This window comes from Streptomyces sp. NPDC044044, assembly GCF_056434405.1.
In genome coordinates this window covers 1,109,695-1,131,710 of sequence record NZ_JBWKFG010000002.1, presented here as the reverse complement: position 1 = coordinate 1,131,710, position 22,016 = coordinate 1,109,695, and the positions used below count along the sequence as shown (strand labels likewise).

20 protein-coding genes and 1 pseudogene are annotated in these 22,016 nt (G+C 72.2%); 9 read left to right on the top strand and 12 right to left on the bottom strand.

Annotation, left to right across the window (positions count from 1 at the left end; genetic code table 11):
* Window positions 1-159: pseudogene (locus AC07AG_RS10850) on the top strand (electron transfer flavoprotein subunit alpha/FixB family protein); the annotation flags it as partial.
* A 62-nt stretch (window positions 160-221) separates the two neighbouring features.
* On the opposite strand, the gene AC07AG_RS10845 reads toward AC07AG_RS10850, so the two are convergent.
* Window positions 222-2,231 (bottom strand): AfsR/SARP family transcriptional regulator, encoded by a 2,010-nt coding sequence (locus AC07AG_RS10845; protein ID WP_478753889.1) that lies wholly within the window; start codon window positions 2,229-2,231, stop codon window positions 222-224.
* A 217-nt stretch (window positions 2,232-2,448) separates the two neighbouring features.
* Here AC07AG_RS10845 and AC07AG_RS10840 point away from each other — a divergent pair, with 217 nt between their 5' ends.
* From AC07AG_RS10840 to AC07AG_RS10825, 4 genes are all read left to right on the top strand, one after another.
* A complete protein-coding gene (locus tag AC07AG_RS10840; protein ID WP_478754005.1) occupies window positions 2,449-3,327 on the top strand; it encodes an alpha/beta fold hydrolase in 879 nt (292 codons plus the stop codon).
* A 113-nt stretch (window positions 3,328-3,440) separates the two neighbouring features.
* Entirely contained in the window at window positions 3,441-4,589 is a 1,149-nt protein-coding gene (locus tag AC07AG_RS10835; RefSeq protein WP_478753887.1) for a serine hydrolase domain-containing protein, read from the top strand.
* 196 nt (window positions 4,590-4,785) lie between these two features.
* On the top strand, window positions 4,786-6,420 hold the full coding sequence (locus AC07AG_RS10830) for a sigma-70 family RNA polymerase sigma factor (RefSeq protein ID WP_478753885.1): 1,635 nt from the start codon (window positions 4,786-4,788) through the stop codon (window positions 6,418-6,420).
* Window positions 6,421-6,544: 124 nt separating this feature from the next.
* On the top strand, window positions 6,545-7,333 hold the full coding sequence (locus AC07AG_RS10825) for a VOC family protein (RefSeq protein ID WP_478753883.1): 789 nt from the start codon (window positions 6,545-6,547) through the stop codon (window positions 7,331-7,333).
* A gap of 12 nt (window positions 7,334-7,345) precedes the next feature.
* Here the strand turns inward: AC07AG_RS10825 and AC07AG_RS10820 are convergent, their stop codons facing one another.
* On the bottom strand, window positions 7,346-8,302 hold the full coding sequence (locus AC07AG_RS10820) for a GlxA family transcriptional regulator (RefSeq protein ID WP_478753882.1): 957 nt from the start codon (window positions 8,300-8,302) through the stop codon (window positions 7,346-7,348).
* 90 nt (window positions 8,303-8,392) lie between these two features.
* On the opposite strand from AC07AG_RS10820, the gene AC07AG_RS10815 reads away from it, so the two are divergent.
* Window positions 8,393-9,106 carry an MBL fold metallo-hydrolase gene (locus AC07AG_RS10815; protein WP_478753880.1) on the top strand — a complete coding sequence of 238 codons (714 nt, stop codon included), beginning with the start codon at window positions 8,393-8,395 and terminating at the stop codon, window positions 9,104-9,106.
* 34 nt (window positions 9,107-9,140) lie between these two features.
* On the opposite strand, the gene AC07AG_RS10810 is transcribed toward AC07AG_RS10815, so the two are convergent.
* The 10 genes from AC07AG_RS10810 to AC07AG_RS10765 all read right to left on the bottom strand — a co-directional run bounded on the left by AC07AG_RS10810 (window position 9,141) and on the right by AC07AG_RS10765 (window position 18,821).
* Complete coding sequence (locus AC07AG_RS10810; RefSeq protein ID WP_478753878.1) at window positions 9,141-9,992, bottom strand: DUF1206 domain-containing protein; 852 nt, start codon at window positions 9,990-9,992, stop codon at window positions 9,141-9,143.
* A gap of 101 nt (window positions 9,993-10,093) precedes the next feature.
* Window positions 10,094-10,774, bottom strand: coding sequence for a hypothetical protein (locus AC07AG_RS10805; RefSeq protein ID WP_478753877.1), 681 nt, complete (start codon window positions 10,772-10,774; stop codon window positions 10,094-10,096).
* 78 nt (window positions 10,775-10,852) lie between these two features.
* The gene (locus AC07AG_RS10800) at window positions 10,853-11,260 is read right to left on the bottom strand and encodes a GNAT family N-acetyltransferase (RefSeq protein WP_478753875.1); all 408 of its coding nucleotides are present in this window, start codon (window positions 11,258-11,260) and stop codon (window positions 10,853-10,855) included.
* Window positions 11,261-11,408: 148 nt separating this feature from the next.
* A complete protein-coding gene (locus tag AC07AG_RS10795; protein WP_478753873.1) occupies window positions 11,409-12,431 on the bottom strand; it encodes a hemolysin family protein in 1,023 nt (340 codons plus the stop codon).
* The gene (locus tag AC07AG_RS10790) at window positions 12,428-13,771 is read right to left on the bottom strand and encodes a hemolysin family protein (protein WP_478754003.1); all 1,344 of its coding nucleotides are present in this window, start codon (window positions 13,769-13,771) and stop codon (window positions 12,428-12,430) included. Before AC07AG_RS10790 ends, AC07AG_RS10795 begins: the two co-directional genes overlap by 4 nt.
* Window positions 13,772-13,939: 168 nt before the next feature.
* A complete protein-coding gene (locus AC07AG_RS10785) occupies window positions 13,940-14,971 on the bottom strand; it encodes an alpha/beta hydrolase (RefSeq protein ID WP_478753872.1) in 1,032 nt (343 codons plus the stop codon).
* An 81-nt stretch (window positions 14,972-15,052) separates the two neighbouring features.
* Entirely contained in the window at window positions 15,053-15,862 is an 810-nt protein-coding gene (locus AC07AG_RS10780; protein WP_478753870.1) for an ABC transporter permease subunit, read from the bottom strand.
* Window positions 15,859-16,833 (bottom strand): ABC transporter ATP-binding protein, encoded by a 975-nt coding sequence (locus AC07AG_RS10775; protein WP_478753868.1) that lies wholly within the window; start codon window positions 16,831-16,833, stop codon window positions 15,859-15,861. Before AC07AG_RS10775 ends, AC07AG_RS10780 begins: the two co-directional genes overlap by 4 nt.
* An 87-nt stretch (window positions 16,834-16,920) precedes the next feature.
* Window positions 16,921-17,595, bottom strand: a complete 675-nt coding sequence (locus AC07AG_RS10770) for a response regulator transcription factor (RefSeq protein ID WP_478753866.1) — start codon at window positions 17,593-17,595, stop codon at window positions 16,921-16,923.
* Window positions 17,592-18,821 (bottom strand): sensor histidine kinase, encoded by a 1,230-nt coding sequence (locus AC07AG_RS10765; RefSeq protein WP_478753864.1) that lies wholly within the window; start codon window positions 18,819-18,821, stop codon window positions 17,592-17,594. The genes AC07AG_RS10770 and AC07AG_RS10765 overlap by 4 nt, the downstream gene beginning before the upstream one ends.
* 167 nt (window positions 18,822-18,988) lie before the next feature.
* On the opposite strand from AC07AG_RS10765, the gene AC07AG_RS10760 reads away from it, so the two are divergent.
* From AC07AG_RS10760 to AC07AG_RS10750, 3 genes are all read left to right on the top strand, one after another.
* A complete protein-coding gene (locus AC07AG_RS10760; protein ID WP_478753862.1) occupies window positions 18,989-19,372 on the top strand; it encodes an ArsR/SmtB family transcription factor in 384 nt (127 codons plus the stop codon).
* Window positions 19,369-19,683 (top strand): hypothetical protein, encoded by a 315-nt coding sequence (locus tag AC07AG_RS10755; protein WP_478753861.1) that lies wholly within the window; start codon window positions 19,369-19,371, stop codon window positions 19,681-19,683. The genes AC07AG_RS10760 and AC07AG_RS10755 overlap by 4 nt, the downstream gene beginning before the upstream one ends.
* 201 nt (window positions 19,684-19,884) lie before the next feature.
* Complete coding sequence (locus AC07AG_RS10750) at window positions 19,885-22,005, top strand: MMPL family transporter (RefSeq protein ID WP_478753859.1); 2,121 nt, start codon at window positions 19,885-19,887, stop codon at window positions 22,003-22,005.
* Window positions 22,006-22,016: the final 11 nt, after the last annotated feature.

Below are 22,016 nucleotides of genomic sequence, written 5' to 3'. Positions count from 1 at the left end.
ATCCAGCACCGTGCGGGCATGCAGACCTCCAAGACGATCGTGGCGATCAACAAGGACGCCGAGGCCCCGATCTTCGACCTCGTCGACTACGGCGTCGTCGGCGACCTCTTCGACGTCGTCCCGGCCCTGACCGAAGAGGTCAACACCCGCAAGGGCTGACCCACTTCACGCGGGACGGGTTCCAGGCAGTACGTGACGGGCCTGATCGGCAGCCTTGCCGGTCAGGCCCGCTGTGTGTCCGCCACGGAAAGAGCGGCGGCGAGGTCGTCGAGGTGCCGGGCCACGGGGCCCAGAGTGAGCAGACCGCTGCCCGCGCCTGCCAACTCGCCTGCTGCCGGGGCGAGTTCCGCATGGGCGCGCTTCATAGTCTCCCGGTCGCCGACGGCGATCGCGGCCCGCCCCGCCAGGCACCACAGGGCTTCTTGCAGCAGGTCGCGGGGCGGGTCGGGGAGGCGGCGCAGTGCCTCCGCCGCCTCGGCGCGGCGATCCCGGGACAGCAGGACCAAGGAGCGGGTCCAGGGCTCGTAGGGTCCCCAGTCCGTGCCCTCGTCCAGACCGCGATCGATCCCTGTACCGGCCGCCGGCGGTCGGCCGTTCCGTAGGCGCAGGCACAGCAGGGCGAGCGGCAGCAGTCCGTGCTCCAGGCCGGGCATGCCCGCGCCGTCAAGTCGCGCGGCTGCCTCCTCGTACGCGGCTTCGGCTGCCGGTGTCCGACCGGTCTCCGCGAGTCGCAGCGCCCCGTACCACTGGGTGAACACGCCTACCAGCGGCAGCTCATGACGTTCCGCCAGGAGGCCCGCGGCTGCGGCGTGACCGTCGGCTCCGGGGAAGTCCGCGAGCGCGCTGCGGGCCTGGAGGCGGATGAGGTGGCCGAGTACCTCGTAGGTGGCCAGGCCGTGCCGGGTGGACAGGGCGACGAGCTCGGCGCCGATCGTGTCCCGGCGTGCGGCGAGGCCGGTGCGGTGGAAGGTCTGCATGAAGAGGCCGTTGAGGGCAAACGCGAGGAGCGCGGGGTCGTCGAGGCGGCGGGCGATCTCCTCGGCCTGCCGGGCCGCCTGGGGGCCGCGCGCCGATCGGGTGCCGCGTGACTCCAGGGCGATCGTGGCGAGCAGGCGGGCCCGCGCCGCCGGGTGCGCGTCCGGCCGGAGCGCGGCCAGGGTGCGTTCGGCCGCCGCCACGACCTGCGCGGCCTGCCGGGGGTCGTCGACGCGGGTCCAGATCGCCGGGACATCGTAGGCGCCGATCACGCGGGCGGTGAGCTCCGCGTCGCCCAGCTCCTCGGCCGCCTCGACGGCCGCCAGGCGGTGCTCACGGGCCGCTTCGAGGCCGCCGCCTCCGGTCACCGCCAGGTTGCGCAGCAGGCTCACCGTCGAGTCGAGCCTGGCGCGGGCACCCGACGCCACGGTCCGGTCGTAGGCGGAGGCGGCCTGGGCCCACACCCGTTCCGCCGCGCCACCGGGCGGGGACGGCGCGGGGTCGAGGTGGCGGGCCTGGCCGAGGATGTCCGCCTCCAGGCGGCGGAGCCCCGGGCCGGGGTCCACGCCCAGCTGCTCGACCAGGAGCGCGCGGGCCCGGCGCAGGACGGCGAGCGCGTCGCCCTGGCGGCCTGTGCGGTAGAGCGCGAGGGCCAGGAGCCGCCAGGCGTCCTCGCGCCAGGGGTGTTCGGCCACGTGCGCGTCCAGGTCCGGCACCGCGTCGGCGGCCCGGCCCAGGTCGAGGCGGGCCTCGGCCCGGCGCTCGACGGCGTGCAGGCGCAGCTCGCCGAGGCGGGAGCGCTCGGCGCGGGCCCAGTTCTCCTCGGTGAACTCCGCGTAGGCCGGTCCGCGCCACCGGCCGAGGGCCTCCTCCAGGCGGTCGAGGGCGTCCTGCGGGGGCAGGGTCGCGGCATCGGTCACCGCCTGCTCGAACCGCCAGGCGTCGACCGCGCCGGGCTCGGCGCGCAGGGCGTACCCCGGGCCCTCGGTGACGAGCAGCCGGGCGGGTGCGCGCGGCGGGCGCTCCGGTTCCAGGGCGCGGCGCAGTGCGGCCACGAAGGTGCGTACCGCTCCGACCGCGTCCCGGGGCGGATCCGCCCACAGGTCGTCGACCAGGAGGGCGACCGGGACGACGCGGCGGCGGGCGACGATCAGCCGGGCGAGCACCGCGCGGTGCCGTGGCCCCTTCAGCGCGACGGCGCCCCCGGCGCCGTCCCAGGCCGTCACCGGCCCGAGCACCCCGAACTCGACCGGCACCCGAACCACCCTTCTGTGACGATCTTCCCTGGTCACGGTAGCGCGCTCATCGGATGCTCATCGGCGCCGCGCAGGCTTGGAAGCACCTGTTCCCCACCCGTCCGGCCACCCGTGCCCCACCTGTTGCGGCACCTGCTCCGGCACCTGTTCCGCCATCCGTTCCACCGCCCGTTCCACCACCGCGAAGGACGCGACCACCATGACCCCCGTGACCCCCATGACCCCTGCCATCGAGAACTTCACCCACCGGCACGTGCCCGTCGCGGACGGCGTCTCCCTGCACGTGGCCGTCGGCGGCTCGGGCCCGCCGCTCGTGCTGCTCCACGGCTTCCCGCAGACCCATCTGATGTGGCGCCACGTGGCCGCCGACCTCGCGGCCGACCACACGGCGATCTGCCCCGACCTGCGCGGATACGGGGCGAGCGACAAGCCCGCGGAGACGGACGGCACCACGTACTCCAAGCGCACCATGGCCGCCGACGTCGTCGCCATGGCCCGCGCCCTCGGCCACGACCGCTTCGCGCTCGCCGGGCACGACCGCGGCGCCCTGGTCGCGTTCCGTGCCGGGCTCGACCACCCCGGCACCGTCACGCACCTGGCTTGCCTCGACGTGCTGCCCACGCTGGACATGTGGGACGTGATGCACGGCGTCACCGCCGCCGTCGGCTTCCACCTCTATCTGATGGCCCAGCCCCCGGGCCTGCCCGAGCAGTTGATCGCCGCCGCTCCGGACGCGTTCTTCGGCCACTTCCTCGACATCTGGACGAACGACCCCCGGGCGATCCCCGCCGACGTACGCGGCGCCTATCTGGATGCCTGCCGTGCCGCGGTGCCCTCGATCGTGGCCGACTACCGCGCCTCCGCCGGTGTCGACGTCGACCACGACCGCGCCGACCGTGACGCCGGCGGCCGGTTGCGGATGCCGGTCACCGTGCTCCAGCAGGACTGGGGCTCCGCGCTCGGGTTCGACGCGGCGGCCCTGTGGGGCGCGTGGGCACCGGACCTGCGGCACACGCCCGTCACCTGCGGTCACTTCATGGCCGAGGAGGCACCTGCCGAGATCGCCGAGGCCCTGCGGGATCTCCTGTCCCGCTGAATCGCTCCTGATCTCCCGTCCCGCGTAATCTCCCGCCCGCGTAAATGCGTTGGAGATGGATGCCCCCACCACATACCGTTCCCCGGTCGATCACGGGCAGAGGAGAAGTCACGGTGGAGCACAACGGGTGGGCCGACGAGCGGTTCGGGGCGGTCGCGGACGTCTTCTCGCGGAATTTCACGGAGTTCGGTGAACTCGGCGCGTCCGTCGCGGTGTTCGTCGACGGACGCAAGGTCGTCGATCTGTGGGGCGGTGTCGCGGACGAGCGGACCGGGCGCCCGTGGGACGAGGACACGGTCGTCCCGGTCTTCTCCTGCGCCAAGGGCATCGTCAGTGTCTGTGTCCATCTCCTCGCCCAGGAGGGGCGCCTGGATCTCGATGCTCCGGTCGCCCGGTACTGGCCGGAGTTCGCGCGCGGGGGCAAGGAGACGATCACGCCGCGCATGGTCCTCGCACACCGGGCCGGGATCCCCGTCCTCGACCGCTCCCTGAGCTTCGACGAGATCACCGGGTGGACGCCGGTGGCCCGCGCGATCGAGGAGCAGAAGCCGCTCTGGGAGCCGGGCGCCGCCCACGAGTACCACGGGCACACCTTCGGCTTCGTCCTCGGCGAGCTGATCCGCCGCGTCACCGGCCTCACCCCGGGCGCCTACTTCCGCGAGGCCGTCGGTGACCCGCTCGGCCTGCGGACCTGGATCGGCCTGCCCGAGGAAGAGGTGGCCCACCTGGCCCGGCTCGCCGAGGCGGAGGGCAGGCCGGGAAACCCCGATCCCGAGTCCCTCGTCATGCGCATCGTGACGATGAACGGGGCGTTCGCCTTCCCCGGCCTCGACGCGCCGCACGGCTGGAACGACCCGGCACTGCTGCGCGCCGAGATTCCCGGCGCGGGCGCGGTGTCGTCGGCGCGCTCACTGGCGACGCTGTACGCGGCAGCGGCGACGGGAGTCGACGGCTCGGCACGACTGCTCACCCGGGACACCGTCACCGACGCGCTGCGCGAGCTCACCGCGGGCCCCTCTTGGTCGGGCTTCCCCGACCTGGGCGCCCGCTGGGGTTCGGGCTTCCTGCTCGACGCCCCGCGGTTCCGGCCGATGCTGGGCGCACGCAGCTTCGGCAACGACGGCGCGGGCGGTCAGTTCGCCTTCGGCGACGACGAATTCGGCGTGGGCTTCGCCTATACCGCGAACCGGATGATCGGCCATGGCGACGCACGGTCCGCGCGGCTCATCGAGGCGGTCAGGGAGTGCCTGCCGGGGGCGTGACCCTCACCGCCGGACACGCCACAACGGTGCATTTCGGGTAATCCAGACGGATGGCCACACACTCCACTCTCGTCCACCGGGTGCGTATGCTCACCGCAGATTTCCGTTCGCGGATTTCTGTTATCTCCGTGCGCTCACGCGATCTCCCAGGTGTAAGGCCACAACGTGCCGACGAAGAAAGCGAGTGAGGCAGTCCATGATCGGTGAACACGATCCTCTGGTGACGGCGGCGCAGACCGGGGACCAGCAGGCGCAGGACGAGCTGGTGGCCGGATATCTGCCGCTGGTCTACAACATCGTCGGGCGGGCGCTCGACGGACATGCCGACGTCGACGACGTGGTGCAGGAGACCATGCTGCGGGCGCTCGCCGGCCTGGCCTCGCTCCGCGACCCGGCGAGCTTCCGGTCCTGGCTCGTGGCCATCGCCATGAACGAGATCCGCAGGCACTGGCAGCAGCGCGCGTCCGGACAGAAGAGCCCGAGCCCGCTCCACGAGGCGCACGACGTCGTGGACCCCGGCGCGGACTTCGTCGACCTGACCATCATCCGGCTCGGCCTGGTGGGGCAGCGCCGCGAGGTGGCAGAGGCCACCCGCTGGCTGGACACCGACGACCGCGCGCTCCTTTCGCTGTGGTGGCTGGAGGTGTCCGGCGAGCTCACCCGGGCGGAGGTCGCGTCCGCGATGGAGCTGCCGACGCAGCACGCCACGGTCCGGGTGCAACGGATGAAGACCCAGCTGGAGACGGCCCGGATCGTGGTCCGGGCGCTTGCCGCGGCGCCCCGGTGTCCGTACCTGAGCGACGTGGTGGCCCCCTGGGACGGCACTCCCTCCTCCCTCTGGCGCAAGCGCCTGGCCCGGCACGTCCGTGACTGCGCCATGTGTTCGGGCCACGGCGCGGGCCTCGTGCTCGCCGAGCGTCTGCTTGTGGGCGTCGCCCTGGTGCCGCCGACCGCGGCCCTCGCCGCCCCCGGCGCGATACGCGCGGTGAGCGCGGCCGACGCGCACCACCTGGCGACCGGCTCACCGCACCTGTCGAACGACACGCACGGCACAGCCCCGAACACGTACGAGATATCCGGCTCACGCGGCGCCCCGGCGAGACATGCCGCGCAGCGCGGCCACCGAATACCGCGCAAGGGCCGCACCGTGGCCGCGGGTGTCGCCGTGCTCGTCATCGCGACCGGCGTCATCTACTCGGCCACGCGCCCCTCGGACGACGAAGAGACCGAGGCGCAGCCGCTCACCGCCTCGCAGCCGCCCTCATCAGCGGCCCCCTCCACCACGGCGCCCAAGCGCAGCACATCCCCCTCCCCCTCCCCCAGCCGGACGAAGAAGCCGTCCCCCAAGCCCACGCCGTCGAAGACGAAGACGCCGAAGCCGAAGGCGACCACCCCGAAGCCCACCCGCTCCAGCAGCGCTCCCCAGGCGCCGCAGGCCCCGGCGGGCAACTCCTCGTACAGCGCGGAGGTCACCCGGCTCGCCAATGCCGAGCGCGCCAAGAGCGGCTGCGGCCCGCTGACCCTCAACAGCAAGCTGGGCAACGCGGCGCAGGGCCACTCCGACGACATGGCGGAGCGTGACTTCTTCGACCACACGAACCCCGACGGCAAGGATCCCGGCGACCGGGTCACGGCGGCGGGCTACCAGTGGAGCACCTACGGCGAGAACATCGCCGCTGGCCAGCGCACCCCGTCCGCGGTCATGGACTCCTGGATGAACAGCTCCGGCCACCGCGCCAACATCCTCAACTGTTCCTTCAAGGAGATCGGCATCGGCTACCGGCAGGGCAGCGGCGGCCCCTGGTGGACGCAGAACTTCGGCGCGCGGTGAGCGGCGCGCGGTGAGCGGCTGGGCCTCGGTCCCGGGTCTCGGTCCGGTCGTCGTCCGAGGGGCGCGGGGACTCGCGTTCGAATAGCGTGAAATCGACAGGATTCCCCCAGAAGGAGGCCTCGCGATGTCCGCGTACCCGGAAGGCACGCCCTGCTGGGCGGATGCGATGTTCCCCGACGTGGAGGCCGCGAAGAGCTTCTACGGCGAGCTGCTCGGCTGGACGTTCGACAGCGGCTCGGAGGAGTTCGGCGGCTACACCCAGGCCCGCTCGGGCGGCAAGGCCGTGGCCGCGGTCGTCCCGCAGATGGGGGCCTCGGACGGCCCCGCCGCCTGGAACCTCTACTTCGCCTCGCCCGACGCCGCCGCGACGGCCGCGAAGATCCGTGACAACGGCGGAACGCTCGCCATGGAGCCGGTGCAGGTGGGCGATTTCGGCACCATGCTCACGGCGCAGGAGCCCAGCGGCGCGTACTTCAGCGTCTGGCAGCCGGGCGCCCATGAGGGCTTCGAGAAGACCGGCGAGGCCGGTGCGTACTGCTGGGCGGAGCTCACCACCCGGGACCCCGACGCTTCGGACGCGTTCCTGCGCTCCGTCTTCCCCTACGAGGTGAAGACGATGGACGTCGACGACGTCGACTTCAGCGTCTTCGAGGTCGGCGGCGAGCCGGTGCTCGGCCGACTCAAGATGACCGAGGACTTCCCGCCGGACGCTCCGCCGTTCGTCAACGTGCACTTCGCCGTCGACAACTGCGACGCCGCGATCGCCACCGTCACCAAGCTCGGCGGCCAGCTCCTGTTCGGCCCGATGGACAGCCCCTTCGGCCGCTTCGCCACGGTCGCCGACCAGCAGGGCGCCGCCTTCAGCATCATCGACCTGACGACCACGGAGGGCGAGATGCCCTCGTTCATCTAGGGTTCCGAGCGTCTACGGCGTCCGCGTGAACGCACGGCGGTAGGAGCGCGGCGGCACGCCCCGGCGGCGTACGAACTGCTCGCGCAGGACGGCCGCGCTGCCGTACCCGACCCTGCGGGCGATCTCCTCCACCGGGAGGTCCGTGGTCTCCAGGAGTTCCTCGGCGCCGCTCAGCCGCAGGTTGACCAGCCAGGCGTGCGGAGTGGTGCCGGTCGCCGCGGTGAAGCGCCGGGCGAAGGAGCGCCTGCTCATCAGGGCGCGGCGGGCCAGCTCCGCGACCGGCAGCGGCTCGTGCAGATGCTCGCGGGCCCAGGCGAGCACGTCGGCCAGACGGTCGTCCTGGCAGTCCTCCGGCACGGGAGCGGCGAGGTACTGGGCCTGGCCGCCGTCACGGTGGGAGGGCAGGACCAGGTCCCGGGCGATGGTGTTGGCGGTGGCCGCGCCGTACTCGCGTCTGAGCAGATGCAGGCTGAGGTCGAATCCCGCTGCCGCTCCCGCGCCGGTGACGATCTGCCCCTCGTCGATGTACAGGGCCTCGGCCTCGACGGTGACGTCCGGGTGGCGCCGGGCGAGGAGCTCGGCGAACCGCCAGTGGGTGGTGGCGCGCCGCCCGTCAAGGAGACCCGCTGCGGCCAGGGCGAACGCGCCGACACAGTGCCCCGCGACCAGCGCGCCCCGCTCGTGCGCCGCGGTGAACGCGTCGAGCACCGCGGGGGCCGGCGGCGTACGGAAGTCGGCCCAGGGCAGGGCGATCACGAGGTCGGCGGCGGCGAGCCGCTCCACGCCGTGCTCCACGGTGATCGGCAGCCCGGCGTCGGTGCGGACCTGCCCCGGCCGGTCGGTGCACAGGGCGAAGTCGAAGCGGGGCAGTCCGGGGCCCCGCTCGTCGAACACCTCGGAGACGATGCCGGCGCCGAGGATGCCGACGCCCGTCGGGGCGTAGGCGGCGATGGTCACGAAAGGCGGCATACGGGAGTGTGGCACATGTGGCACGTTTCCTGCGATCAGTGGCAGAAGGGCCACTCGTTGCCCGGCGCCCCGCCCGGAAGACTCATCGGCATGACGAACACACAGGAAAACGCACAGGCAGACGCGCAGGTCGACACGCAGGTCGACACGCAGATCGATACTCAGGCCAACGCACAGGTCGACCTACAGGCTGACGCGCCGACAGACGCACAGGCAGACGCCCCGCTCGGCCGCAGCGCCGTGTACACGATCCTGACCACCGGCTACACGGGCTCCACCGGTCCCGGAGTCGCCGCCACCGTCTCCTACGTCCGCGACGCGGACCGGCACGTGATCGTCGACCCGGGCATGGTGGCGAGCCGGAGCAGGATCCTGGACCCGCTCGCGGAGCTCGGCCTGGGCCCGGACGACATCACCGACGTGGTGCTCAGCCACCACCACCCGGACAACACCATGAACGTGGGCCTGTTCGGCCGGGCCCGGGTCCACGACCACAAGGCCATCTACGAGAACGACCAGTGGACCGACCGGGACGCCGAGGGCCATGAACTCGCCCCGTCGCTGCGGCTGATCCGCACTCCGGGACACAGCCGCGAGGACATCACCCTGCTCGCGGGGACGGCCGAGGGCACGGTGGCCTTCGTGGGCGACCTGTGGTGGCGGCCGAACGGCCCGGTCGACGACCCGGTCGCCCCGGACCACACGGTCCTTCGGACGTCACGGCAGCGGGTGCTCGCCGCCGCGGACGTGATCGTGCCGGGGCACGGCGGTGCGTTCAAGGCCGATGAGTCGGCGCCGCTCTAGGCGCCGGGCCGCCGGCTCCCGGCACACTCCGTGCTCACAGCTTCCGCCAGCGCGCGGAGGCGAAGGAGAAGACCCCGAAGAGGATGAGCCCGGCCGCGACGGCGGCCAGGAGCCAGGGTCCCGCGGGGGTGTGCGCGAAGCTGCGGAGCGTCGCGTCCACGCCCTTGGCCTCGTCGGAGTCGAACTGGACGGCCGCGGTCAGGATGAAGATGCCCGCGGCCGCGAAGACGGCGCCGCGTGCGGTACCGCCGGTCACACCCAGGACGGTGACGACCTTCCGCGTCCGGCCCTTGAGGGAGCCGAGGTCAAGCTGCTTCAAGAAGCGGCGCATCATGGCCCGTACGGCGAGCACGACCCCGACGCCGATCAGCACGCAGCCCGCGGCCCCCACCAGGTAGCGGCCGTAGGGAAGTTCCAGCGTGGTCTTCGTGTAGTCCTGGGATTTGGCGTCGCCGCTCGACCCCTGGCTCCCCCCGGCCGCGTACGTGGCGGTCGCCCAGCAGACGAAGGCGTAGAAGACCGCCCTGCCGCCGTCGAGCGCACGCGATGCGGCCTTGCGGCGCGGACCCCGCCTGCCCGCCGCGCGGGAGCCCCGCCACAGCGCCATGCAGCCGAAACCGACGACCAGCGCCCACAGCATCACCCCACCGAAGGGCTGCTCGGCGACCTCGGCCAACGCGCCCTGGCGGTCGGCCTCTTTGCCTCCGCTGCCGAGGGCGATCCGAAGGGCGAGCACGCCTATGAGGACGTACACGACGCCACGGGCGACGAAGCCCGCCCTGCCCGCCGCCGTCAGCGATTCGTTCTCCGCCGAGCGGCGCGCCGCAGCCCTCTTGGACCGGCCGAGTTTGGTCCGGCCGAGTGTGTGCGCGAGAGACGGCGTCATCGTGTCCTCCCCAGAAACGTGGCCGCGCGGTACGCGCCCGGTCCCCGAGTGCCCCGGTCGGCGGCAGACCATGCCTGGCGGCCCTCGCCCCTGCCGGAACCTCAGGTGACGCCTGAAAGCAGGAAGCCGGCGATCAACAGGCCGAAGCCCACCGGCGCGACCACGAAGAACGACAGCACGGGAACCCATCCGATGAGTCCCTCGCGGACGGTCCGGCCCGCCGTGAGGCGGCCGTGCGGGCGGCTCACTTCCGTCCGCAGGTCGAGGCGTTCGGCGGCGCGGTCGGACACGACCACTCCCGAGCCCTGCGGCCTGCGCAGAAGGGCCCTGCGCACCAAGGTGTCGACCTTCTCGTCGCCGCCCGCGAGCTTGTCGAGGATGAGCCGCACCCCGTGCTCGTCGGTGAGGATCAGCCGGTCGTCGTTCCGGGTCTGCCCCGGCACCTCCAGGCGGCCGACCTTGGTGAGCCTGGCGAGGTCGACGGTGTGCCGCCCGGTCAGGGTGTGGGCGGACAGCAGGTCGCCTTCGTGCGGGCGGGCGCGCCAGCCCATGTGGGCATAGGCCGCCACCAGGCAGCTGATGAAGAGCGAGGCCAGGTTGAGGAAGAGGAATCCGTCGTCGATCAGCCGGGCACGGATCAACAGCGCCGGTACGACGAGGAGAAGGGGCGGCGTCAGGAACACGACGATGTCGGCGACGCGACGCGCCGTTCGTCCTTGTCCTGCGGACACCTCCGCGTTTCCGGTCGAGTCGGTGGTGGTCCCACGGGCGTTGATCGTCACGGCGGTGACGCTATCGCGCGCGGATCGCCGGGCGGCCGACAGCCGACGGTACGCATCGGGCGGCGGGCGGCGGACGCCTCAGAGCAGCGCCCCGCCGGACCTGGATCCCCGTGGCGGTGCGGTGATGTGAGGGCATCCCCCGGCGCCCGGCACGAACTCCACGCCGGTCTCCTCCGCCATCGCGGCGAAGAACTTCCGGCCGTCGGCGGACTGCCGTGAGGTGGTCCACGCGTACGAGGACCAGGAGTCCGTGGCGCGGTGGAGCACCTCGCGGCCCAGGCCCATGCCCTGCCAGGGCCCGGCGATCGCGATCGTGTTGATGTGAGCGGCGGCGCAGGGATGGCACACCTGGTAGTCGAGGTACCCGATGTCGCGGCCCTTGCCGTCCAGGAGCGTGATGACCTGGCGGCCCGCCGCCACCGCTGCCGGGGCGGGCCGGTAGGTGACCGCCTGCGGGCAGGGGGCAGGCGGTCTGCGGAGCTTCACCGCGGCGCCGCGCTCACGCGGGCTGCCGGGTGACGATGCGTGACATCGTCGGCACGGGACATTGCGAGCACAGTAGCCACAGGACCCGACACCCGTATATCCCCGTACAGGGTGGCATTTCGCGCCCGGAAGAGCCGGAGAGCGGCCGTCACACCGGCTGCCGCGGTTCCATCAGGCGGGCCAGCAGGTCGTCCAGGCTGACCAGGCCGGTGAGACGGCCCGATTCGTCGCAGAGCACGGCGAGCGAGGCGCGGCGCCTGCGCAGTTCCTCTACGGCGTGGGCGAGGGTGTCGTCGGCGGCGAGTTCCGGTACGGGGCGCGCCAGTTCGCGTGCGGTCAGGGCGCGGCTCCGGGCGCGGGCCACCAGGGCGTCACGGGCGTGCACCGAGCCGAGGACGGTGGCGCCGTCCCTGACGAGCAGCCGGGTGCGGTCGCTCGCCGCGGCCACCTCAAGGACCTCGTCGACGTTCGCGTCGGCCGGGACGGAGGTGATCTGCGCGGCGGCCGTCTGGAGGTCGCCGACCGCGGTCAGCGGCGCGGTGAGCGAGGTGGTGATGAGGCCCGAGTCGATGTCGCTGATCAGGCCGAGCCGCCACGACTCCTCGACCAGGTGTCCGAGTTGCTCGCGGTTGTGGACCGAGGTGAGCTCGTCGCGCGGGGTGACCTTGCACAGGCGGACGAGTGCGTTGCTGACCTTGTTGAGGAGGGTGAGCAGGGGGCGTACGGCCTTGACCACGGCCCGGAAGGGCGGGGTGAGCAGCATCGCAGAGCGCTCGGGGTGGGCGATGGCCCAGGACTTGGGTGCCATCTCGCCGACGACCATGTGCAGGAACACGACGACGACCATGGCGAGCGCGAAGGCGATGCCGTAGCTGAGCCCGGCGGGCAGGCCCAACTTCTCCAGGAGCGGGTCGAGTTCGTGGGAGATGGCGGGCTTGGAGACCGATCCGAGGCCCAAGGTGCAGACGGTGATGCCGAGTTGGGCCCCGGCGAGCATCAGGGACAGCTCCCGCATGCCCGCGAGCGCGGACTTGGCGCCGCGCTGTCCGGCGGCGACGGCGCGCTCCATGCGGTGGCGCTTGGCGGCGACGAGCGCGAACTCGGCGGCCACGAAGAAGCCGCTGGCGATCAGCAGCAGGACGGTGACGAAGAGGGCAAGGGGGAAGCTCATGCGGTGGTCTCCTCGGCGCTCGGCACGTCCGCCGCCCGCATGCGCTCGATCCGTACGCGCTCGGGCACGTGACGGTCGAGGCCGAGTACGGCGAGTGCGACGCGGCTGCCGTCGGACAGTTCCACGGTCAGGCGGTCGCCGATGGCCGGGAAGCGGCCGAGCCGGTCGACGACGAGTCCGGCCACGGTGTCGTAGTCGTCCTCCTCGGGCAGGTCGATGCCGGTCGCGTCGGCCACCTCGTCCAGACGGCGGCCCGCGTCGACGAACCAGCCGGCACCGTCCGCGACCGCGAGCTCGACGACGGTGTCGGACTCGTCGGCGATGTCCCCGACGAGTTCCTCGGCGATGTCCTCGTACGTCACGATGCCCGCCACTCCCCCGTGCTCGTCGAGGACGACCGCGAACTCGTCGTCCCGCTCGCGCATCTGCGCCACCGCGCCCGGCAGCGGCAGGGTGTCGGGAAGCAGCAGCGGGCGGCGGGCCTGTTCGCCCGCCGTGGTGCGGCCGAAGCGTCCTGCGGGCAGCCGCATCAGTTCGCGTACCCCGAGGACCCCCGCGACGTCGTCAGGGTGGTCGCCCATGACGGGGTAGTTCGAGTGTCCGTGCTCGGCGATGAGCCGCACGGCCTCGTCCGCCGTGGCGTCCTTGCGCACGAAGGTGACGTCCGCCCGGGGCACCATCACCTCGTCAAGGGTGCGCTCGGAGAACTCCAGCGCGTGGTCGAGGAGTTCGGCGCTCTCCCGCGGCAGCCTGCCATGTTCGTGGGACTCGCCGATGAGGTGGCTGAGCTCTTCGAGCGTGGCGCCGTGGTGCAGTTCCTCGACGGGCTCGATGCCGATGCGGCGCAGCAGCCGGTTGGCCGCGCCGTCGAAGACGCGGACGACGGGGCCGACGACCTTCAGGTACGCCAGCGTGGAGGCGGCAAGGGACTTCGCGAGCCGCTCGGGGACGGCCAGCGCGAGGTTCTTGGGGGCGAGCTCCCCGAGGACCATCTGGAGCACGGTGGCGACGACGAAGCCGAGGACCACGGAGAGGGCGGAGACGACGCCGTCCGAGAGGCCGGTGCCGTCCAGGGCGGGCTTAAGGAGCCCGGACACGGAGGGCTCGGCGAGGAAGCCGACGACCAGACCGGTGACGGTGATGCCCAGCTGGGCGCCCGAGAGCATGAACGAGAGCCGCCCGAGGACCTGCACGGCGCGGGCCGCCCGCCGATCGCCCGCTTCCGCCTCGCGGGCGAGCGCGAGGCGGTCCGCGGCCACGTACGCGAACTCCTGCGCGACGAAGTAGCCGGTGCCCGCGGTCAGGACGAGGACGGCGAGCAGACCGAGTACGGCGGACAGCAACGGTGGCTCCGTTCCGATGAGGGGCGTGCCGGTCATTCTCGGTGCGGCCGCGGCATCTCGCCACGCCGGGCGAAGCACCCCGCCCGCACAACGACAGTGGGTGTAGAAGTATGGCTAACTTCTACACCCACTGTAAAAGAATCGCAAAATGCCCCTCCTGGGCCATTACGAGGACGGAACCCCGAGCGCGCGCAGGAGGCCGGGCAGGGAGCGGCGCAGCTCCCTGCTCCAGTAGGGCGGGGAGTGCGTCCCTGCATAGAAGTGCGTGGTCACCGGGACGCCTGCCGCAGCCAGGCGGGTGGCGAGGGTCCGGGACTCCTCCCCCATGATCGCTTCGGTCGGGGAGACGACATCCTCGGGGAAGGGGTCATCCGGGTCCTCGAGACCCGGCACATGCGGGTCCGGTTCCACGTCCGGCGGATCGAGGGCGCCCGCCGCGCCGTCACCGCTCGACAGGTGGACGGGAGTGCCCCGGAGGTTTTCGGCGAGGTAATAGGGGTCGTGCGCCCGCCAGTTGGAGCGCTGTGCGACGGGGTCGCCCCAGAGCGCCCGCCAGTCCATACCCATGTAGTCGAGGCCCGCCTTGACCGCGTGCGGGTGCTGGAGCGGATGGACGAAGCCGCTGTAGCTCGCCACGGCCCGGAACAGGCCCCGGTGGCGCGCGGCGTAGGAGATGGCGCCGAAACCGCCCTGCGACTCACCCGCTGCCACCCGGCGGGTTCCGGCGCCGTAGCGTCTCTCCAGCAGCGGCCGCACCTCGTCGAGATGGAAGGACTCCACGCCGGGCGGGCCGCCCGCACCCTGGTTCCACCAGTCGCTGTAGAAGCCGAACACCGGCATCTCCGGCATCACCACGAGGACGTCACGCAGCTGGGGCAGCTCGTGGACCGCGTAGTCCTGGGTCCAGGCCTCGGGGTCGCCATGGCCGCCGGCGAGGAGATAGAGCAGCGGCCAGCGGTCGCCCGGGGTCCGCCGCTCCCAGCCGTCGGGGGTGAGCAGGCGCACTTTGGCCTCGCGGCCCAACGCCGGTGAATCCACGGTGAGTTCGGTCAGGCGGGGGGCGAGGCGCTTCTCGCGCACCGCATCGGGGCGGCGGCCGTCGGTGCCGTCGTCCGTGGCTGCCGGCGCCCCCTGGGGAGCGAGGAGTGCGGTCGTGAGCGCCGTCGTGAGGGTGAGAAGCAGTCGCAAGGTCCGCATGGTGTTCCTCCGTCGGGCCCGGGATTCGGGCCCGGGATCTGGGGTTGAGGGCGCGATGCCACCGGGGTTGAGGCCGCGCTGTCATGCGTCGCGTCGGCGCAGGCGCCACGCGGCCACGCCGAGGAGCAGCAGGGTGTACGCCGCGACCAGGGCGAGCGAGGGCCAGGCGCCGAGGCTGCCGACCGTCTCCGGGCTCGCGTCCGAGGTCTGCGTGAGCTTCTCCAGGGCGGCCGTCGGCGTCGCCCCCGCGACCCAGCGCTGGAGATCACCGAGCAGCGGGCCGAACAGGGACGGCAGCAGCAGGACGCCGACCACCGTGACGACGGCCCCCGCCGCGTGCTTCATGAGGGTGCCGACCGCGAGGCCGATGAGTCCGACGAGCGCGAAGAGACCGGCGATGCCGAACAGCGCGGGCAGCGGCTCGCCCCGGGCGTACTTGCCGTCCTCCAGGACCGCGCCACCGACGAGATACGCCGCCGTGCAGCAGACGAGCCCGGTGCCGTACAGGAGGCAGGCCAGCAGGGCCGCCTTCGCGGCGAGCACACGGCCACGGCGGGGTACGGCGGTGAGAGTGGCGGCGATGGTGCCGCTCGCGTACTCGCCGCACACGGTCAGCGCGCCCACCGCGCCCGCGACCATCAGCGAGATGACGCTGAGGGTGAGGCTGCCGCCGAGCACCGTGTCGTCGGGCTGCAGGCTGCCGCTCAGGCCGACGAACACGGCGCCGACCACGGTCAGTGCGCCGGTGACCAGAAGTGTCCAGCGGGTGGAGCGCAGGCTTGCGAACTTGGTCCACTCGAAGGCGAGGGCCGTACGGAAGCTGGGAGCGGCGGGGGCCGCTGTCGCCGCCTTCGCCGTCGCCTTCGCCGTCGCTGTCGCTTTCGTCGTCATCGGACCGGCTCCTTGTCCTTGGTGTCCGCGGCGTCCCCGGCGTCCCCGGGTTCGTGCGTCGCAGCCGTGCCCCGGTACTCCACCGAGGCCCGCGTCATGTCGGTGTAGACCTCCTCCAAGGAGGAGAAGACCGGGGTGAGTTCATGGATCGCCAGGCCTTGCGTGCGCGCCAGCTCGCCGATCTCGGCGGGTGTCAGACCACCGACCCGCCAGCCGCCGCGCGCGTCCAGACGGACGGACGCCCCCGCCGTCTCCAGCAGGGCCCGCATCCGCTGCGCCTCGGCGTCGGGTGTGCGCAGGCGGGTGGCGCCCTGGGAGTTGGTCTCGATGAAGTCCCTCATGTCCGTGTCCGCGAGAAGCCGGCCGCGGCCGATCACGATCAGGTGGTCGGCGGTCAGTTCCATCTCGCTCATGAGGTGGCTGGAGAGGAACACCGTTCTGCCGTCCGCGGCAAGGGACTTGAGCAGGTCGCGGATCCAGCGGATGCCCTCGGTGTCCAGGCCGTTGACCGGCTCGTCGAGGATGAGCACACCGGGGTCGCCGAGCAGCGCCGCCGCGATGCCCAGCCGCTGGCCCATGCCCAGGGAGAGCCCTTTGGCCCGCCGGCCCGCGACGCGCGTGAGGCCCACCGCTTCGAGGACCTCGTCGACCCGGCTTCCGCCGATTCCGTTGCTGCGGGCCAGGCCGAGGAGGTGCTGTCGCGCGGTGCGCCCGCCGTGCACCGACGTGGCGTCCAGGAGCGAGCCGACCTCGCGCAGGGGTGCGGCGATGCGGTCGTAGCGTCGCCCGTTGACGGTGACCGCGCCGCCGCTCGGCGCGTCGAGGCCGAGGATCATGCGCATGGTGGTCGACTTTCCGGCGCCGTTCGGGCCGAGGAAGCCCGTGACACGGCCGGGCCTGACGGTGAAGCTGAGTCGGTCGACGGCAGCCTTGCCGCCGTACCTCTTGGTGAGTTCCCGTGCTTCGATCATGCCGTCGACGCTACGGAGGGCGACCGCCACCGGACATCTGCCGACGGGAGTCGGCGGCTACTCCCTGGGGAGTAGCCGCCCACCGGGTCAGCTCTCGCCCGCGCGCACCAGGCCGGTCTCGTAGGCGAGCACCACCAACTGCGCCCTGTCCCGCGCCCCGAGCTTCGTCATCGCCCGGCTGACGTGCGTCTTCGCGGTGAGCGGTGACATGAGCAGACGCGCGCCGATCTCGTCGTTCGCCAGGCCGTGGCCGACCAGCGCTAGCACCTCGCGCTCACGGTCGGTCAGCGGGTCGAGGAGCCTCATCGCCTCGGCCTCGGGCGCCTTGAGCCGGGCGAACTCCTCGATCACCCGCCGGGTGACGCCGGGTGACAGGAGGCTCTGCCCGGCGGCGACGGTGCGGATCGCGGTGCGCAGGTCGTCCGGTTCGATGTCCTTCAGCAGGAAGCCCGCCGCCCCGGAGCGCAGCGCCTCGAAGACGTACTCGTCGGCCTCGAAGGTCGTCAGGACCAGGACGCGTACGGCGTCGAGAGTGCGGTCGGCGACGATGCGGCGGGTGGCTTCGAGGCCGTCGGCCCGTGGCATGCGGATGTCCATCAGGACGACGTCGGGGCGTGTGGTGCGGGTCAGCTCCACCGCCGCGACACCGTCAGCCGCCTCACCGACCACCGCCAGGTCGTCGGTGAGGTCGAGCAGGGCACGGAAGCCCGCGCGGACGACGGTCTGGTCGTCGGCAAGAAGCACCCTGATGCGGTCGCTCATGCCGTCCCCTCCTCGACAGGGATCACGGCACGCACCCGCCACCCGCCGCCGGGCAGCGGGCCCGCTTCGAGGGTGCCGTCCACCGCGGTGGCTCGCTCCCGCATGCCGATCAGGCCGTACCCCTCTCCCGAGGCCGATGGCCATGCCGTGGAGGGCAGCGGTCCGTCGTCGGTGATCTCCACGGCGAGGCGGTCGCCCGCCGTGGCCACCGACACCGCCACGTGCCGGGCGTCCGCATGCTTGATCACGTTGGTCAGTGCCTCCTGGACGATGCGGTACGCCGCCAACTCCACCAGCTGCGGCAGCTCCCGGCTACCCGTGGCGGTGGCGATCGCGGAGTCAGTGTCGGTGTCGATGTCGGTGTGCAGGGACACCTGCAGGCCTGTGGCGCGTACTCCCTCCACCAGCTCGTCGAGCTGCGCGAGGCGGGGTGCCGGGTCGACGGAGGCCGCCCGGCGCCCCTCGCGCAGCACGCCCACCGTGGCCCGCAGCTCACGCACCGCTTCCTTGCCCGAGGTGCGCACCTGCCGCATCGCCGTGCGCGCCACCTCCGGCCTGCTGTCGAGCGCGTCCAGGGCGAGGCCCGCCTGCACGGTCATCGCCGAGACGGTATGGGCCACCACGTCGTGCAGTTCGCGCGCGATGCGCACCCGCTCCTGGTCGACCTTGCGCCGCGCCTCCCGCTCCCGGTCGGCCTCGGCCCGCTCGGCCCGGTCGGCGTACTCCTGCATCAACTCCCGCCGCCCGCGCACCACTTCACCCAGGAGCAGCGGCACGAGGGGCCACAGCATCTCCAGGAGCGGGGCGCCCTGAGGCTGCGCCACATCCTTGCCCGCGATGACCGACGCCACCCCCGAGACGAGGGCGGCGATCACGGCGGTGCGCAGCGTCCGGCGCCGGTCGCCCTGCGCGGCCAGGGCGTACAGCGCGACCATCACCGGCAGATTGAGCAGCTCCCCGATGTGTCCGTAGAGAGCCCAGCCGGCGCAGGCGGCCCCGGTGACGACGGTGACGGCGACCGGCCACCGGCTGCGCACCAGGAGCGCGCCCACGGACACGGCGTACAGGAGCCACGTCAGCCAGTCGGCCTGCCGGTGACCGGAGTCGTTGACCGCCGCGTCCAGGCCCGTGAGGAGCGCGACGACCGCGGCCACGGCCAGGTCCGTGAGCTGCGGGGGCAAGGGCCAGGTGAGGCGCCGCTGCCAGGGGCGGTGGGTGGGGGTCACGGAACTCACGATAGGAGCCGCACGAGGAGGGCGCGTACGACAGCGGGAGTACCCCTGAGGCTTCCCTCATCGGATCCCCCATCTAACCCTGATATGTGTCAGGAATCTTTGACAGGTCACCCAGCCTCATGTCAGCTTTTCTTGACAGGCACGAGAGAGAGGCCACGATGGCCGAGGTCCCGACCCCGGAACCGACGGGCGACGAGCTGCTGAAGGCACTCAGCGCGCTGGGCAATCCGCACCGCATGCGGATCGTCGCCGCACTCACCGGGCGCCGCAATTACGTCAGCGCGCTCGCCCGCGAGATCGGCATGGGCCGTCCACTGCTGCACATGCACCTGAAACTGCTCGAGGCCGCGGGTCTCGTCATCGGGTCGCTGGAGGTCGCCGAGGACGGCAAGTCCATGAAGTACTTCGAAGTGGCGCCGTTTCTCTACGAGTTGACGCCACAGCTGTTCTCCAGGGCGGTCCTGACCCTCTCCGAGAGCCGCCCCAAAGAGACCAAAGAGACCAACGAGACCGCGGAAGCCACGAAAGAGGAAGCGAAGTGAACGGACAACAGGTGACGCTCGCGGACGGAGGCGACGCCGTGGGCGCATGGGCCGGGAGCGTCGGCGCGGCCGGCCTCTTCCTTCTGCTGATCGTGATCGTCTGGCAGGTGGCCGCCACCTGGCGGGCCCGGATGCTCGCCGCGCGCGAGGAGCAGTACAAGGCGCTGGCCTCCAGGTACGCGCAGCTGCTCGAGGACAACGTCGAACTGCACCGGCGCTCCATCGAGGAGATGAGGCAGACCCGGGAGGAGCTGGCGCAGACGCGTCACTCCGTCGCTTCCATGGAGAAGATGATGCGCGAGATCGAGTAGCACCGGTCGTCCGGCACGGCCGGGAGCGGCAACTCCCGGCCGTGCCGACGCGGCACACACCCCGGGCCTCAGCGGCCCGGACTCACACACCCACCCGTACGCCACGGCAGGTCGTCACACCTCAAGCGCCGTGGTGCGGGCCCCGTGCGCCCTGTGCCGGTCATCGACCGGCGGCGCGCCCCACACCGAAGGAGATTACCCATGCGTCCGCTGCTCCAGCGCGTCGCCGGTGCGCCCGCAGGCCGGCGCTCCAAATGGCTGGTCCTCGCCGCCTGGCTGATCCTCGTCGTGGCCCTCGGCCCGCTGGCCGGGAAGCTCGGCGACGTCGAGGACACGAGCGCCAACGCCTTCCTGCCGCGCGGCGCCGAGTCCGCGCGGGTCAACACGGAGCTGGAGAAGTTCCGTGACGACACCGTCATGCCGGCCGTCGTCGTCTACACCGGCGAGGGCGCCGACGAGCGGGTGGCCGCCGCCGACCGGGCTCCCTTCGCCCAGTTCACCGCCGAGGGCGAGCAGGTCTCGCGGCCGATGCCGTCGGACGACGGCAGGGCCCAGCTCCTCCTGGTCCCGATGTCCGCCGATGACGACGACGTGACCGGCAAGGTCGACGAGCTGCGCGAGATCGCCGGGGCCAACGCGCCACCCGGCGTGGACGTCGAGGTGGGCGGTCCCGCGGCCTCCCTGACCGACCAGGTCGCCGTCTTCGACACCCTCGACTCGACGCTGATGATCGCCACCGGCATCGTCGTCGCCGTCCTGCTCCTGATCACGTACCGCAGTCCGGTCCTGTGGCTGTTCCCGCTGATCTCGGTCGGCTTCGCCGCAGTGCTCACGCAGGTCGGCACGTATGCCCTCGCCAAGTACGCGGACCTGCCCGTGGATCCGCAGAGCGCGGGTGTCCTGATGGTGCTCGTCTTCGGCGTCGGCACCGACTACGCCCTGCTGCTCATCGCCCGCTACCGCGAGGAACTGCACCGCCAGGAGGACCGGCACAAGGCGATGGGAACCGCGCTGCGGCGCTCGGGTCCCGCGATCCTCGCGTCGGCGGGGACCATCGCGGTCGGCCTCGCCTGTCTGGCCTTCGCCGACATCAACTCCTCGCGCTCCCTCGGCCTGGTCGGCGCCGTGGGGGTGGTCTGCGCGCTCCTCGCGATGATCACGGTGCTGCCCGCGCTCCTGGTCGCCGCGGGCCGCTGGGTCTTCTGGCCGTTCGTGCCGCGGCACGGCACGCCCGCGCGCAAGGAACACACGGTGTGGTCGCGCATCGGCGCCGCCGTCGCTCGGCGGCCCCGCTGGTCGTGGATGATGTCCGTCGCCGTCACCGGCGTCCTGGCGCTCAGCGCCTTCGGCATCAACATGGGCCTGACGCAGTCCGAGATGTTCCAGGACAAGCCCGAGTCGGTCGTGGCCCAGGAGAAGATCTCCGCCCACTACCCGTCGGGCGCGTCCGACCCCGCGAAGATCGTCACGAACACCGGGCAGGCCAAGCAGGTCCGTTCGGCCGCCTCCCAGGTCGACGGGGTCGCCCGAGTCGAGAGCGGCGACCGCTCCCTCGACGGCGAACTGACCCAGCTCTCCGTGGTGTTGAAGGACACCCCGGACAGCCGGTCGGCCAAGGACACCGTCGACGCGCTCCGGGACGTCGTGCACACGGTCGACGGCGCTGACGCACTCGTCGGCGGCACGACCGCGCAGACCCTCGACACCCAGCGCGCCGCCGACCGCGACCTGCGGACGGTCATCCCGATCGTCCTCCTGGTCGTCCTGGGCGTCCTGATCTGGCTGCTGCGGTCACTGGTCGCCCCGCTCCTCCTCCTGGCGACGGTGGTCCTGTCCTTCTTCGCGGCCCTGGGCGCGTCGAACGTGCTCTTCGAGAGCGTGCTCGGCTTCGCGGGCGTCGACTGGTCGATCCCCCTGATGGGCTTCGTCTTCCTGGTCGCGCTCGGCATCGACTACAACATCTTCCTGATGCACCGCGTCAAGGAGGAGGCCGCACGCCTCGGCCACGGCCACGGCGTCCTGGAGGGCCTGACGAGCACCGGCGGAGTGATCACATCGGCGGGCATCGTGCTTGCCGCGACGTTCGCGGTCTTCGCCGGACTGCCTCTGGTGACGATGGCTCAGATGGGCGTGCTGGTCGGCATCGGCGTCCTGCTCGACACCTTCCTCGTCCGTACGGTCCTTGTGCCCGCCCTCGCCCTGGACCTGGGCCGCTGGTTCTGGTGGCCCGGCCGCCTCTTCCACGACCTGCTCAGGGACGAGGAAACCAGCCCCGAGGACGGCGCGCGCACCGCACCCGATCCGGCACGGGAACCTGCCTGAGCGCTCTACCG